The 13,258-nt window shown below is 40.6% G+C and carries 14 protein-coding genes; 8 read left to right on the top strand and 6 right to left on the bottom strand.

Annotation, left to right across the window (positions count from 1 at the left end; all coding sequences use genetic code 11):
• A complete protein-coding gene (locus MSBRM_RS19020) occupies positions 1-246 on the top strand; it encodes a type II toxin-antitoxin system RelE family toxin (RefSeq protein WP_080941418.1) in 246 nt (81 codons plus the stop codon).
• Positions 247-560: 314 nt separating this feature from the next.
• On the opposite strand, the gene MSBRM_RS00270 is transcribed toward MSBRM_RS19020, so the two are convergent.
• Positions 561-1,319 carry a helix-turn-helix transcriptional regulator gene (locus MSBRM_RS00270; RefSeq protein ID WP_048154024.1) on the bottom strand — a complete coding sequence of 253 codons (759 nt, stop codon included), beginning with the start codon at positions 1,317-1,319 and terminating at the stop codon, positions 561-563.
• A 147-nt stretch (positions 1,320-1,466) separates the two neighbouring features.
• Between MSBRM_RS00270 and MSBRM_RS00265 the strand changes: the two genes are divergently transcribed.
• Both MSBRM_RS00265 and MSBRM_RS00260 read left to right on the top strand, forming a co-directional pair.
• Positions 1,467-2,072 carry a class I SAM-dependent methyltransferase gene (locus MSBRM_RS00265; protein ID WP_052712632.1) on the top strand — a complete coding sequence of 202 codons (606 nt, stop codon included), beginning with the start codon at positions 1,467-1,469 and terminating at the stop codon, positions 2,070-2,072.
• The gene (locus MSBRM_RS00260; protein WP_052712631.1) at positions 2,069-3,487 is read left to right on the top strand and encodes an MFS transporter; all 1,419 of its coding nucleotides are present in this window, start codon (positions 2,069-2,071) and stop codon (positions 3,485-3,487) included. Before MSBRM_RS00265 ends, MSBRM_RS00260 begins: the two co-directional genes overlap by 4 nt.
• A 60-nt stretch (positions 3,488-3,547) precedes the next feature.
• On the opposite strand, the gene MSBRM_RS00255 is transcribed toward MSBRM_RS00260, so the two are convergent.
• Positions 3,548-3,829 carry a hypothetical protein gene (locus tag MSBRM_RS00255; RefSeq protein ID WP_048116334.1) on the bottom strand — a complete coding sequence of 94 codons (282 nt, stop codon included), beginning with the start codon at positions 3,827-3,829 and terminating at the stop codon, positions 3,548-3,550.
• A 103-nt stretch (positions 3,830-3,932) separates the two neighbouring features.
• Positions 3,933-4,190: a hypothetical protein gene (locus MSBRM_RS00250; RefSeq protein ID WP_048116332.1), complete on the bottom strand. Its 258-nt coding sequence runs from the start codon at positions 4,188-4,190 to the stop codon at positions 3,933-3,935.
• Between the two features lie 547 nt (positions 4,191-4,737).
• Between MSBRM_RS00250 and MSBRM_RS00245 the strand changes: the two genes are divergently transcribed.
• On the top strand, positions 4,738-5,154 hold the full coding sequence (locus MSBRM_RS00245; RefSeq protein ID WP_048116331.1) for a hypothetical protein: 417 nt from the start codon (positions 4,738-4,740) through the stop codon (positions 5,152-5,154).
• A 38-nt stretch (positions 5,155-5,192) separates the two neighbouring features.
• Positions 5,193-6,221, top strand: coding sequence for a radical SAM/SPASM domain-containing protein (locus tag MSBRM_RS00240; RefSeq protein ID WP_052712630.1), 1,029 nt, complete (start codon positions 5,193-5,195; stop codon positions 6,219-6,221).
• Between the two features lie 534 nt (positions 6,222-6,755).
• Here the strand turns inward: MSBRM_RS00240 and MSBRM_RS00235 are convergent.
• Together MSBRM_RS00235 and MSBRM_RS00230 are read right to left on the bottom strand one after the other, a co-directional pair.
• Positions 6,756-7,922, bottom strand: a complete 1,167-nt coding sequence (locus MSBRM_RS00235) for a (Fe-S)-binding protein (protein ID WP_048116329.1) — start codon at positions 7,920-7,922, stop codon at positions 6,756-6,758.
• Positions 7,923-7,926: 4 nt separating this feature from the next.
• Complete coding sequence (locus MSBRM_RS00230) at positions 7,927-9,297, bottom strand: FAD-binding oxidoreductase (protein ID WP_048116328.1); 1,371 nt, start codon at positions 9,295-9,297, stop codon at positions 7,927-7,929.
• Positions 9,298-9,612: 315 nt separating this feature from the next.
• Between MSBRM_RS00230 and arcS the strand changes: the two genes are divergently transcribed.
• Positions 9,613-11,493, top strand: a complete 1,881-nt coding sequence (arcS, locus tag MSBRM_RS00225; protein WP_048154020.1) for an archaeosine synthase subunit alpha — start codon at positions 9,613-9,615, stop codon at positions 11,491-11,493.
• A gap of 276 nt (positions 11,494-11,769) precedes the next feature.
• Positions 11,770-12,300 carry a ribosomal protein S18-alanine N-acetyltransferase gene (gene rimI / locus MSBRM_RS00220; protein ID WP_048116326.1) on the top strand — a complete coding sequence of 177 codons (531 nt, stop codon included), beginning with the start codon at positions 11,770-11,772 and terminating at the stop codon, positions 12,298-12,300.
• On the opposite strand, the gene MSBRM_RS00215 is transcribed toward rimI, so the two are convergent.
• A complete protein-coding gene (locus MSBRM_RS00215; protein WP_011305979.1) occupies positions 12,284-12,562 on the bottom strand; it encodes a UPF0058 family protein in 279 nt (92 codons plus the stop codon). The two genes, rimI and MSBRM_RS00215, sit on opposite strands and share 17 nt — an antisense overlap.
• A gap of 502 nt (positions 12,563-13,064) precedes the next feature.
• Between MSBRM_RS00215 and MSBRM_RS21585 the strand changes: the two genes are divergently transcribed.
• Positions 13,065-13,199 (top strand): hypothetical protein, encoded by a 135-nt coding sequence (locus tag MSBRM_RS21585; RefSeq protein WP_255361901.1) that lies wholly within the window; start codon positions 13,065-13,067, stop codon positions 13,197-13,199.
• The last annotated feature ends 59 nt before the right edge of the window (positions 13,200-13,258 follow it).

Here is a 13,258-nt window from a genome sequence, read left to right as displayed (position 1 = left end):
ATCAAAGGAAAACTTTCAAAAGAGCTGAGAAAGTTAAACAAAAAGAATCATGTACTGTTTGAGGCAGTATTCAAGAAAGCTGATGAAATTTGCATTACTCCTCAGCACTACAAAAATCTCAACTATCCTTTGAATAAGTATAAGCGAGTGCATGTAGATTCTAATTTTGTACTATGTTTTTCTGTTAATGAAAAAGAACAGACTGTGACGTTAGTAAAATTGGCCCATCACAAAGATGCTTATTAATTAAAGTACAAGTTCAGGAATTGCTAAATTTTAGTAGCAGTTTGGCAGTATCATGAATTTGTTGTAATACACGTAATCCTGATGTAAGCATGGCTTGGATTCACCTTCATAAACCCTGACACTCACGCCAGAAAGCCCTTAATTTTCCACTTACCTGCCCACAGTAAGTGTCTGGAGGTCTTTCCTTGATCTCAATTGACAGGTTTGCTTCACCATCTCAGCAAAATGGAAAACTATGCCATTGCCTTCAAACAATTGGAGTTTCTGATCTACACACCTTCCTGGTACTATAAATCAATTTAATTGACCCGACACTAGCATTGACTGGAGGTTTTAAAGTAATATTCAAAAACTTCTTTACACCAGTCTTTGAATCTACTGTCGTACCCGATAAGCGCATCGTCACGGTCAATCTTTCCATCAAGCCCGGGAAGTGCAAGTAAACCGAACCTATCACTGACATTAATGACTATTTTAACCTCATCTATAGAACGGGTTTCTACAGCATTCAGGATTCTTTCCGGCAAATCAAACATAGGGCTTTTACCAAGATTTTCGGGATAGACAAAACGAAAACTCACTCCATCGTTGATCTTCTTTTCTATGCGAGGTATGAAGAAATGAGGAAAACTATCAGTGAGGTACCAGGCATATTCATGAATCTCTTCGAAAAGCTGTGTCGTTTTATTGACCAGCTCAAAAACTCCCTGAACAGCTTCCACATCTTTAAAAGCACCAAGATCCCTGAGCAGCTTGGGAGGTATAGAAGACGTATCATGATGAAGGAAAAAATCTGACCTTTGAGCTATAATCTCCAGATTTGGTATTGACGATACTACCAACTTTCCGAAAGAAGTAAGTGAATAATATCCCTCGATATCTTTGCAGATTAGACTACTTTTGAGCAGACGGTTCAATTGCCTCGCTGCTTCTGGAGATGTAGCGTCTATTATAGTTGTCAGCCGGGTGAATTTCAATGGTTCTTTCTCAAGCGCCTTTAGTATAGCAAGCCTACTCCCGGATGACAGCTCGGAAAAAAGCTCGTGACTTTTCATTTCTTTACGTTCTGGCAATTATGCCACTTAGTTATATTAATGTAACTACTGTAACGTCTGTTCCAGATTTTTCTTAAATAAACGCACTGGAGTATAACTATTCGTGAAATAGATGGTCGAACAGGAACTCAAATTCCTCGATGAACGTTTCCGGAAGTTGAAACAGTGAACAATATAAAAGCCAGAATGTTAAATAGAAGGGCATCAAGTGCGAAGAGCAAATCTGAAGAAATAATAAAAGCTCTCTCCCTGAAACCCGGCCAGCAAATTGCAGACGTTGGCTCGGGCGGAGGCTATTTTTCCTTCCTTTTTGCCAGAGATGTCGGTAGAGAAGGAAAGGTATATGCGGTCGATACAAACAAAGGGCTTCTTGACTTTGTAAGAAGCAATTCAGAAAGGAACGGTTTCCATAACATTATAACAGTATTTGCTGAAGACAGCAGGTTCTCTCTTATGAATGAAAAACTGGACCTGGTCTTTCTGCGTAATGTATACCATCATCTTCCCAACAGAGAAATTTATTTCAGTAATCTAGTCGACTCCCTGAGCACCGGAGCAAAGATTGCGATTATAGATTATGATGGAAGGGGTAAATGGAGCTCACACCGACTCTTCTGCCACTATGTCCCAAAAGCGACAATAATTAACGAAATGAATGTGGCAGGATACAGCCTGGTAGAAAATCACACATTCCTTCCAGAACAGAGCTTCCTGGTATTTTCGGCAACCAATAATGAAAATAACCAAAATCAAGAGGAGGCTCTACTTTGAAGACAGATGGGAATGCTTCGGAATGTAATATTTTGAGTGGAAAAGAGCGCATGCTTGCGATGGGAATTGTGCTGCTTGGACTTTTCATGTCCGTGCTGGATACTGTTATTGTAAGCATAGCACTGCCAAGTATAACTGCGTACTTCGGAAATACGATCTCCGAATCACAATGGGTTGTAACTGCATATTTGATCACTATCACGGCATCTATGATGATTTTTGGAAAGCTTTCTGCATACACGGGACTGAAAAAGATGTTCCTTGGAGGGATCGCTCTTTTTACAATCAGCTCTCTTGGATGTGGTATAGCTCCTTCTCTTCCCATACTCATCACTTTCAGGATAGCTCAAGCAATTGGAGGAGCCATGACGAGTTCTATCAGCATGGCCATTATATACAGGCTTAACCCGCCTGATATGCAGGGAAAGGCAATCGGTATCATGGGTGCGACCGTAGCCATCGGAAGCCTTGCAGGTCCGGGTATTGGCGGGGTATTGATCGAAGTGTTAGACTGGAGATCCATTTTCTATATTAATATCCCGATAGGAATAATTGGACTCTTGTTAGGCATTCCTTATCTAAGAATAACAGATATAAGAGAAAAAGGAGAAAGAAAAAAAGGAGAGAACATAGATTGGACAGGAGCTATAAGTTTTGCAATTGGCATTACATCAGTTATGGTTCTGTTCAATGCAATAGCTACAAAAGGCTTGTATTCTATGGAAGTTCTGACCTCTTTTACAACTATGTCTTCAGCATTCATATTCCTGAAATGGAATGAGAAAAAGCAGATAAACCCAATTCTTGATATCAGAGTTTTCCGTGAACCAATGTTTCTTCTACCTCTCTTGAGCATGGTCCTTTTCTTTGCTGCAGTTTTCATGCTGAATATAACCATGCCTTTCTATCTAGAGAGAGTGCTGAAGTTTACCCCATTACACGTAGGAACAATGATGATGATCATTCCCCTTGTTCTAGTTATTGGATCTCCAATAATAGGATGGTTGTACGATCGTTCTCTATGGCAATACTTTTCAGCTACGGGACTGTTAATAGCCTTCTCAGCCTTGCTGATATGCGCCTGGGCAACATTGAGTGAAAAATTAGAGATCGTTTTATTATCAATGGGTCTATTTGCAGCTGGGTATTCTCTTTTCCAGAGCCCCAATAATATTGAGATAATGAGGGGATTACATAAAGATAGAGCAGCTATCGCTTCCAGTATTGCAAATACGGGCAGATATTTTGGGATGGCAATAGGAGCTTCTTTTGCGTCTGTCATCCTTTCCGCAAAGTTATTGCCTGAAACAGATATCAACAACCTGACCCTATCTTCAGGAATGACGCTGGTTATAGCTGCCCTGATATGTGTAATTGCTGCCTGGCCTTCTTATCTAAGGAACAGAAATAACTGATTTGTCTTGACAATCCCATCAGATCACAGCAATGAGAAAATATTCTTTCATTTAATTTCTTCAGTATCCCTGACACTCACGCCAGAAAGCCCTCAATTTACCACTTACCTGCCCGCAGTAAGTGTCCAGAGGTCTTTCTTTGATCTCAATTGACAGATTTGCCTCACCATCCCAGCTAAAATGGGCAACTATTCCGTTTCCTTCAAGAACACCGGAATTTCCGGATGAAACTTCAATTCCATAGCTCTCAAGTTTTTTCTTCATACAGGAAAATACTTCAGGAGTTACATTTCTGAATTTAATCCCCTGGCAGCCCTCAGTATCCAGTTTCCTTTCGCCCATAGTTTTAATCCGAAATTAATTCCTATGAAATGGATTTTTGTAGTAATCCGAAGATCATTTTTGAAGCCAATTCCTAAATTTCCTCACGAGCTGAGGAAAACTTTTACGAGCCATGGCAAGCTCTTATAAAACTTTTTATTTTCTGAGCCGCGATTTCACAACTAACGATAAAAGGTTTTTCCGTAATTGTAATGGTAAGATTAGACTGTCCGTCCCATTCGAAATTCGCAGTAATTCCTTTGCCAGAAAGCTCTCCTCTATAACCTTCTGGGACATGGATTCCGTATCCCTGAAGCTTTTTCTTCATACAATTAAAAGTATCAGGATTAACATTACGAAACGTTATCGGTTTACAACTCATTATTCTGTCCTCCTAACCGACCTCTAAAATTCATCTTCAGCTTAAAACCCAGTAAACAAGAATCTTGTTTTCCGGAAATAAAATAGTATTCATTTGTATTTTTTAAGATGCGATCTATAAAAAATGTATTCATACGTCATCAGTTAAGCATAAAATCCATTTTCTGTATATGCTTTTATAATAACATTCCATGCGTCTTCTGTTAAGTGAGGAATCGTGATAAATTGCGTCAATTTCCTCAACATTTATTAAATATATTAATAGATTATGAGCTGAAACTTGGTATCGATTTCATGTAAATAGACCAAAATTTAAGTCCGACTTTTCATGCAAAATCAATAGCTATCAGGCGAGAAAATTCCTTAACCGATGACCAATGTATACAATTTTGAAACAAGCTTATAATAATTAATAATTATATATCTTTCCTCAAATATAAATAAATATATATGATAGAAGTTCCTAATATTTTTGATAATAAAACTAAAGAATTTTAGCTTAATAATTGTTCACTGACACAAGTTAAGCAAATAGAGGAGAAGATTGTATGGATAAACGTGTACACGTAGATAGGCGTGGAAGTACAATAGCGAAGGTAGACATGCTTGGAAATGCAAAACTGGAGAAAGCAATAAATAAAGTTAGAGTAACTGATTTTGACAGAAAAAACTGGGTAAAGTATTTAGTAATACCTGATTTTTATGACAAGCTAGGAAAACATACTAATACCGGCAACTTCGGCGAACAATTTGGAGCAGTAGTTGAGGGCAACTTTGGCAAACAGTTCGAAGAATTAGTTGAGACGCATGTAAATGCATATTTAATTGACAAGAAAGAACCTCCAGCTGAGATTGCTGCTGCAATTATGAATATTGGCGATGACATATTGGATGGGAGAGAACCAGTTTTAAGAGCTGGAGATTATATCTCTATCCAGAACTTTATAAAAAATAATGGAAAATAAAGAGCGATTTATCTATTTTTGTAAAATGAGGAATCAATTTGAGCTTTGAAGGATTTCCATTTAATCTAGGATGGGAACTAACACTAGCATGCAATCTACGCTGTAATCATTGTGCCTCAGCAGCTGGTTTGCCGAGGCATAATGAACTTACAAAAGAAGAAGCATTAAAAATATGTGACCAGTTTCCGGAATTACTAGTGCAAGAAGTGAATTTTACGGGTGGTGAGCCTTTGTTGAGTCCATACTGGGCAGAGATAGCTCTATACCTAAAGGATCTGGGAATATCGACAAACATAATCACTAATGGTCTTGCTCTAGACTCGAAAATAGTATCGCAGATGAAAAATGTGGGCATTTCTGATGTTGGTATAAGCCTGGATGGGCTTGAAACAACTCACGATTACATCAGAGGACACAAAGGTTCCTTTAAACAGGTGCTGAGAAGTATAGAATTACTCCAGCAGGAGAATATTCGTATAATTGTCATTACCACGGTCAACAACCTTAATATTGATGAGCTGCCAGCCATCCTTCATTTACTGCAATCTGTTGGAATACAATATTGGAGAGTCCAGCCACTAATTCCAATGGGACGCGCGAACAACTTTAAAAAGCTCTACATGGACAATGCAGGCATACTTAAGCTTGGAAAATTTATACAATGTTGGGAACCTAAATCTAAAAATGAAGGTACACATATTATATGCAGCGATGGACTCGAATATATAGACGGAATCTCGAATTGTGAAAGACCTTGGCGCGGTTGTCCTGCTGGTTGGGTAACTTGCAGCATAACCAGTGACGGCAAGGTGAAAGGATGTTTATCTTTACCAGATAATTTGATAGAAGGTGATCTGCGCAAGGATGATTTTTGGAGTATATGGTTCCACCCTGATTCTTTTGCTTATACTCGTCGCTTTTCAGATAAAGAATTAGGATCAAACTGCAGTTCTTGCAATAAAGCTATGGAGTGCTTGGGAGGTTGCTCATCAAATTCTTATGCAGCTTCGGGTAAATTTCACAATGACCCATACTGTTTCTACAGAATTAACAAAAATTCAGTCTAATTATAAACTTATTATACATCATAACAACAGAATACAAATAAAAATACAGTACTATAATGCGTTAATAGAGGTCAGAGAATTTGTATTGGATGACTTGGAGAAATATAAGAGAATTTATAATTAGAGACACGAAAAAATAAAGCTGAAAAATAAGAACCTACTTTCGTAGGTCGATATTAAAAATTGGCTCTTCGCTGTTTTGTATGGATTGAAAATAATTGCTTAGTTAGAAAGTAACTAGACCAAAAAGAGAAACATCACGCTCAAATGTGATTTTCAACCATAAATGTTTATAAATTTTAGATATACTATTCTAACATTTATGAAGATGAATGTAAGTTATCCACTCGAAACAGAGAAGAGCCAAAAATTGGAATATTTTCCCGATATTTTATTAGAGTGATAACTAATTATTTCGAAAAAAAGATGGGGTTGAGCCGAATTAAGCCGGCTCTTAGTAAAATCAACTGAGAAGCAGCAGTTGAACTTAAAATAGCTAGACTAAGAAGTAGCCAGACTCTGAAGTTAGCCAGACTACTTCATTGACATTGCTACGAGTTCTACAATATCAATAACCTCGATGTCTCCACCTGCGTCCCTGAGGTTCCTTACGCAGAGAGGACAGGAAGTGACAATGTAATCTACTCCTTCTGGCACATCTTGAAGCCTGTTTCTTGCAAGCTCAAGGGAAATATCAGGATACCCTGCCCGTACTCCGCCTCCGCCGCCGCAGCAGCGTGCATTTTCTTTAATATATTTCATTTCCTTAAGAGTACATATTGCCTGGATAACCTTTCTTGGAGCATCATAAACCTGATTATGCCTGCCCAGGTGACAGGGATCATGATAAGTAACTGTAAGGTCAAGTTTCTTCAAATTGAGTTCTTCCAGATGTTCGGCAAGGAATTCTGGGAGACTTATAACCTTAAGTTCCTCTGGGTAGTTGTTCTTGAGCGTTGTATAACAACCGGCACAGCTCGTGATAATTGTGTGCGCACCCACTTTTCTGATCTGCTCAAGGTTGTGCTTCATGACCTTTTCTGCATCCTCCTTAAATCCGGTACGCAGGAGAGGAGAAGCACAGCACTGCTCGTCAGGCAGGAGAGTTACACCAAACTGCTGCAGAATTTCAAACGTTTTTTTAGCAAACTCCGGATAGCGGTAGGAGTCAAAACAGCCCACAAAATAGACATAATCGGACTTTACAGGAAGTTTTGAACGTTCTACTTTGGAGAGCCAGTGTTTACGATCTTTTGTTTCCCCGAAAGAATTACCATATGTCATAATGGCTGATTTCAAGTTTTTCTGGACTTCAGTCGTGATGCCACATTTCACAAGCTGGGCACGAGCAGCTTCAACAACCTCAGGTGGTTTTACTCCTGCGGGGCACTTGACAGCGCAGATCCCGCAGGTTGTACAGGAAGCAAGGCTTGGAAGCATATCTTCAGAAGGGGGCCTGCCTTCGAGCAGGCTTTTAATGATGAGCATTCTGCCTCGTGTATTGGCAGATTCCCAGCCTACCACGTCAAATACGGGGCAAACCGAGCGGCAGGTTCCGCACTGTACGCATCTATAAACCGACCTGCGGTCAACCTCAAAGGGCTGCTTTCCACTCTCGTTCCCGTTAATCTCATTCTCACTTATTTTGGTTTTTTCCGGTTTTTTTGCCTGCTCAGTTTCCTTTTTTCCTTCGTTTTTCATGTTCTCACAACCCCAGTTTGCCCGGATTCAGTATACCTTTCGGGTCAAGGACATTTTTGATCGCACGCATTACCTCAAGAGCAGGGCCCCATTGGGCTTTCATGTATTTGGCTCTGGCCGCGCCTATTCCATGTTCAGAGCTAACTGTGCCTCCAAGCTCAATCGCTGTCCTGTGAATAAGATCCGCAGCTTTATTCAGGCGGTCCCATTCATCTTTATTCAGGACATCAATGAAAAGTGCAAAGTGCAGGTTTCCGTCTCCTATATGCCCGTATTTCATAGCCGGCAGGTTGAATTTCTCAGCGATTTCCTGTGCTCGTTTTAGCAGTTCAGGGATTCGCTTTATGGGAACTCCCACATCTTCTCCTACATAGATGCGGCTCTTTGTCGGGTCCAGGCGAGAAACCGCAGCCCCTACGAGTTTTCTGGCTGCCCAGATATCTGCCATTTCCTTTTCACTTTCCGCAAGCCTCATAGAGAGAGCCAGGGGAGTACAGACTTTCATGATCTGTTCTGCAGCTTCACGTGCCGAGCTTTCAGTTCCGTCAACCTCAAAAAGAATCACATCGCCTTCTGAAGGAAGCACAAGGTTCGGGTCGTAACGTTTGAGAACCTGCAGGGAAACCCTATCAAGAATCTCACAAGCTGAGGGAATGACACCGTGTGAGAAGGTTTTTACGACTGCTTGCCCTGCAATTTCCGCGTTTTCAAAAGAAGCAATTACCAGTTTTCGAGTTTTAGGAAGGGGAGCAATCTTAAGCCTGGCTTTTGTAACAATGCCGAGTGTGCCTTCCGAACCCACAATAAGCTGGGTCAAGTCATATCCTGCTGCGGATTTCAACATCTTCGAACCGGTATGAATAACTGTCCCGTCCGCAAGCACCACTTCAAGGTCGCGAACATAGTGTCTGGTAGTACCGTACTTAACACAGCGCATTCCACTTGCGTTGTAAGCTATCATACCCCCGATAGTACACATGGCTGAACTGCCAGGATTCGGAGGAAAGAAAAAACCATACGGCTTTAGCGCTTCATTTAAAGCATCCTGAATAACCCCGGGTTCTACCTGGACCTGAATATTATTAATATCGATTTCAAGAATCCGATTCATGCCCGACATATCCAGCACAATGCCCCCTTTAACAGGAACTGCACCGCCTGCAAGTCCGGTGCCTGCTCCCCTTGCAGTCACAGGGATCTCGTTCTCATAGGCAAGCCTGACAATCCGGCTTACTTCGTCTGTGCTTTTCGGGCGTACTACGTAATCAGGCATTCCCTTGACCTGGGATGCGTCAGAAGAATAACAATAAAGTTCAGAAGGCGAGACTGAGAGTCGCCCACTAACGATTTTTTGAAGTTCTGCAGTTATATCCATTCTAGACCTCAAATTGGAGTTCAAATGTGAAAAATAGAATTTCTGTCACGGCTTGAGACAGACAATGACAGACAAATGAAAGATGAGTTGCAGCAGATAATCAAGATTAATAATATATAAAAATATACCATCCTCCTTTCTTCTGAAGAATATCATTCTCTTTCTGAAGAATACTATTTTCCTTCTGAAGAGTTAGCATGGAATAAACCGTAAAGCTGAGAACCTTTCAGCTTCAGAAAAACAAGGAATAAAAGAAACTCTCAGGAAAAAGTGCAGGACAAACCTTTACATCCTGATAGACATAAGAGGACAAACATGACACGGTACTTTGAGATAGAACAAAGAGACGGAGCAGCAAGGATAGGAAAACTTCTGCTGTCTCCCGAGCTTCATACGCCCTGCATTTTGAATGCGGCAGAACTTGGAAAGCTTGAAAACCCCGGCTCTGTTGTTGACGCAGGAAGTTTCTGGGGTGTTAAATCCGATGCAGAGCTCGAAACACACGTAAAGCAAATCTGGGAAAAAGCGGGAAAAGGAACTCTTATAATCCTGCCGCATCAAGCTTATCCTCCTTCCATTCCGGCTGAGTCCCTTGGGAAAGTCCAAAAATTTACTGATCTTAAAGGCGAAAACGTTGAAGATGCAGGCCCTACAGGTTCTCTCCTGAAAATAGGAGGAAAGCCTGAGAAAACCGACCTGTATGTAATGGAAGGGGCAGGTACCCTGGAAAACAATGCACGAAGATTTCTCGAGATCATAATAGAGTTTAGAAACCAGATTTCCCCTGATACAGCTCTTTATGCCCCAAACCTCGCGCTTCCTGAAAATATAGCTATGCTAGTCTACCTCGGAGTTGATGTCCTGGACGATACCAGAGCAGAAATTGCAGCTTATTCTGATATCTACCTGACAGCAGCAGGCAACTTTTATCTTGACTCCCTGACAGAGTTTCCCTGCAGGTGCAGGGTATGTGCTGAAAGTACACCTGAAGAACTCAGGAAGCTTCCGAAGATCGAGAGAGCAAAATTCCTTTCAGCTCACAATAAGAATGCTCTCGAATCCGAACTTTCCCTTGTGCGGGAAAGGATAAGGGCAGGAACATTGAGAGAATATGTTGAAGGCCAGTGCAGGGTCAGGCCCTGGCTCACAGCCCTGTTAAGACTTGGAGATTTTGAGTATTCCTATCTTGAAGAAAGAGTTCCTGCTTTCCGGCAAAACCAGTTGCTTGCAGATACCTCGGAGGCTCTATCTCGAGTCGAAGTGGTGAGGTTTGCACAGCGCATACAGGAAAGGTATACACCTCCGGACCTTGAGGTCCTCGTGCTTTTGCCATGCGCGGCCAGAAAACCTTACTCAACTTCCCAATCCCATCAGAAATTTATTCTGGCCTTAGGAAAATATCGGAAATTCGTCCATGAAGTGATTTTAACCTCACCTCTTGGAATAGTGCCCAGAGAACTGGAATTGACATATCCAGCAGCCCATTATGACACTGCGGTTACAGGACACTGGGACGAAGAAGAAAAAGCCTGGGTTTCCGGCTGCCTCGAGGCTTATCTCTCAAAACACAGTTACAAGGCCATAATTGCCCATGTAGAAGGGGCATACAGGGAAATCTGTGAACGAGCGGCAGGTAATCTTGGGATTGAAATAACCTATACTGCCACAGGAAGCCTTGTGTCTATGGAAGCTCTTTCAAACCTCAAGAAGACCGTTGAGTCTATCTACACATCCGAAAGTTTCAGCAGGAAGAGCCTGAATGCAGAAGAAAACAAAAAGAATTTCGTGAGAGCTATTGCAGAATATCAGTTCGGAGAAAGTGCTGCATTTCTTTTCTCTGAAGAAACCGGAAAGCTTGCAGTCAAAGGCCGATTCCCTAAGTATCAGCTCTTTTCCGGAAAAAAACAACTCGCAACCCTGGTTCCTCAATACGGAATGCTTGCTCTTTCTCTCGAAGGGGCTGAAAGGATGCTAAAAAGTGAGAAATACTTAGTAAAAATTGATGATTTTCTCCCACGAGGTTCCATCCTTGCCCCAGGAGTTACTGAGGCTGATCCGGGAATAAGACCTAATGATGAGGTAATTGTGCTCGGGAAAAAAGCGCTCTGTGTAGGGCGAGCCATGATGAGCGGAGAGGAAATGGTAAAATCCAGTAGAGGAGTTGCAGTGGATGTCAGGCATATCAAGAAACTCTGAGCTCGCATGTGGACTCTAAATAAGTTCTATTGAAATAAGTTCTACGAGAACAAGTTCTATGAAAATCGGTTCTATGAAAATCAAGTCTACGAAAACAAGTTCTATGAAAATCAGGTCTATGAAAATCAAGTCTATGAAAAATCAGCTATACTGAAATAAGTTCATAAAATCTGGACTGTAGGACTTCAAAATGACTTCAGAAAAACTTCGTGAGGAATTTAGAAGAAATTATTCCTCTCGAAGAAATAATAAAATGGCAGGAATATATTAGATATTATGATAAGGCGTTTTGCACCTGAGGACTTTCAAGAAGTAGTTGAAATTGAAAGTGAGGCCTTTTCGGAGCACAACTCCCTTTTATATATGAGCTTTTACGAAACCGTTGGAGATGGTTTCCTTGTTGCAGAGCAGGATGGAAAAGTCGTGGGGTATGTAGTAGGCTACCGTTCTGGAGAAAACGAAGGGCACATTTTTTCTGTCGGTGTCAAAGAAGAATATCGGGGAAGAAGAATAGGTACATCACTAATTCACGCTATCTGTGACATATTTGTTGCAAACGGACTTCGATACGCAAGGCTCGAAGTAAGAAATAGTAACAAAAGGGCACAAAAATTATATAGGTCCATAGGATTTGTACCCTGCTGGACCGAAAAAAAATATTACTCAGATGGAGAGGACGGGATGGTGATGAAAATGCATCTTCACCCTTATCGTCTCCTAATTTCAAAGCAAAAGTATCTGGAATCTATAATTTCAGATAACGAATTCTTTGTCACCTTCAAGAGCCCTATCAGTTATTACCCATGAGCTTGATGACGGAATTCAGTGAATCCCTCATATGAGCTGGTGTTTCCTCAAAGATAGGGTCGTCCCGGGACATGAGAGTTGCAAGCTCGCCTCCTAAAATAAAAATTGCGCGCTTGTGATCCGCCTTGCTCCGGTGAATGTGTACAGGGCTTATGGATAAAGCCTTGTAATCATCGAATTCGTGCGTTACCCCGTGCCTTTCAAAATATCTCTTCATCTGGGCCATATACGTGTGTAGTTGTATTAGCTCTTCCTTGTGCATAGCGAACAGACCTACAATTTTACAAGATCAATTTAATATCATCTTAAATCGGATAAAAGAATTATCCGAGGAAATGAACTTCCTAGTTTTATATGATAAACTTTTCTATATAATGTATATGATAAATAATGAAGGATTATGGGAGAAAGTGTGAAATTTAGCACTGCGGTGTGAAATAATGCCAAATAATAGTAATCCTGTGAATCCTATATATAAAGATTAAAGATGATAGTCCAAAAGGAGTTAAACTTTAGAACAATTATAAAAAGTGTAGAAATGTCATTTTTACAAAAACGAGAGCATGAAAATCAATACCTCGTGTAAAAAACCCAGTTTTAAAAAATAAAAACAGTACACTGCCCTTGAATTAAGAAAAGAAACAAAAAAGAGAGTAAAAACGTGAAAAAATGAAAGAGAAGCTGGAAAAAGAAATTGGAAACTCAGTGGGTAAGAAATAGAAGAAGATTAAGCATTAGGACAGAAGAAACGGAAAATTAAAGGGGTGGAGAAGAGGAGAGAGGGAAAAAGAAAGAGGGAAGAGGAGAGAAGGAAAAAAGAAAGAGGGAAGAGGAGAGAAGGAAAAAGAAAGAGGGAAGAGGAAAGAGGGGAGAGAGAAAAAGGAAATAGAGAAAAGTGAAGATTAAGAAAAGAGAGCTAAAAGGAATGGAAATTAAGAAAAGGGAGTAAAAAAGAATG

This window comes from Methanosarcina barkeri MS (genome assembly GCF_000970025.1).
Classification (GTDB): domain Archaea; phylum Halobacteriota; class Methanosarcinia; order Methanosarcinales; family Methanosarcinaceae; genus Methanosarcina; species Methanosarcina barkeri.
This window is presented reverse-complemented; position numbering and strand designations above follow the sequence as displayed.

What these genes read in the sequence shown, in the direction of transcription:
- MSBRM_RS00255 (WP_048116334.1), bottom strand. Translation starts at nt 3,829, where the DNA reads ATGGGCGAAAGGAAACTGGATACTGAGGGCTGCCAGGGGATTAAATTC.
- MSBRM_RS00250 (WP_048116332.1), bottom strand. Translation starts at nt 4,190, where the DNA reads ATGAGTTGTAAACCGATAACGTTTCGTAATGTTAATCCTGATACTTTT.
- MSBRM_RS00245 (WP_048116331.1), top strand. Translation starts at nt 4,738, where the DNA reads ATGGATAAACGTGTACACGTAGATAGGCGTGGAAGTACAATAGCGAAG.
- MSBRM_RS00235 (WP_048116329.1), bottom strand. Translation starts at nt 7,922, where the DNA reads ATGAAAAACGAAGGAAAAAAGGAAACTGAGCAGGCAAAAAAACCGGAA.
- MSBRM_RS00230 (WP_048116328.1), bottom strand. Translation starts at nt 9,297, where the DNA reads ATGGATATAACTGCAGAACTTCAAAAAATCGTTAGTGGGCGACTCTCA.
- arcS (WP_048154020.1), top strand. Translation starts at nt 9,613, where the DNA reads ATGACACGGTACTTTGAGATAGAACAAAGAGACGGAGCAGCAAGGATA.
- rimI (WP_048116326.1), top strand. Translation starts at nt 11,770, where the DNA reads ATGATAAGGCGTTTTGCACCTGAGGACTTTCAAGAAGTAGTTGAAATT.
- MSBRM_RS00215 (WP_011305979.1), bottom strand. Translation starts at nt 12,562, where the DNA reads ATGCACAAGGAAGAGCTAATACAACTACACACGTATATGGCCCAGATG.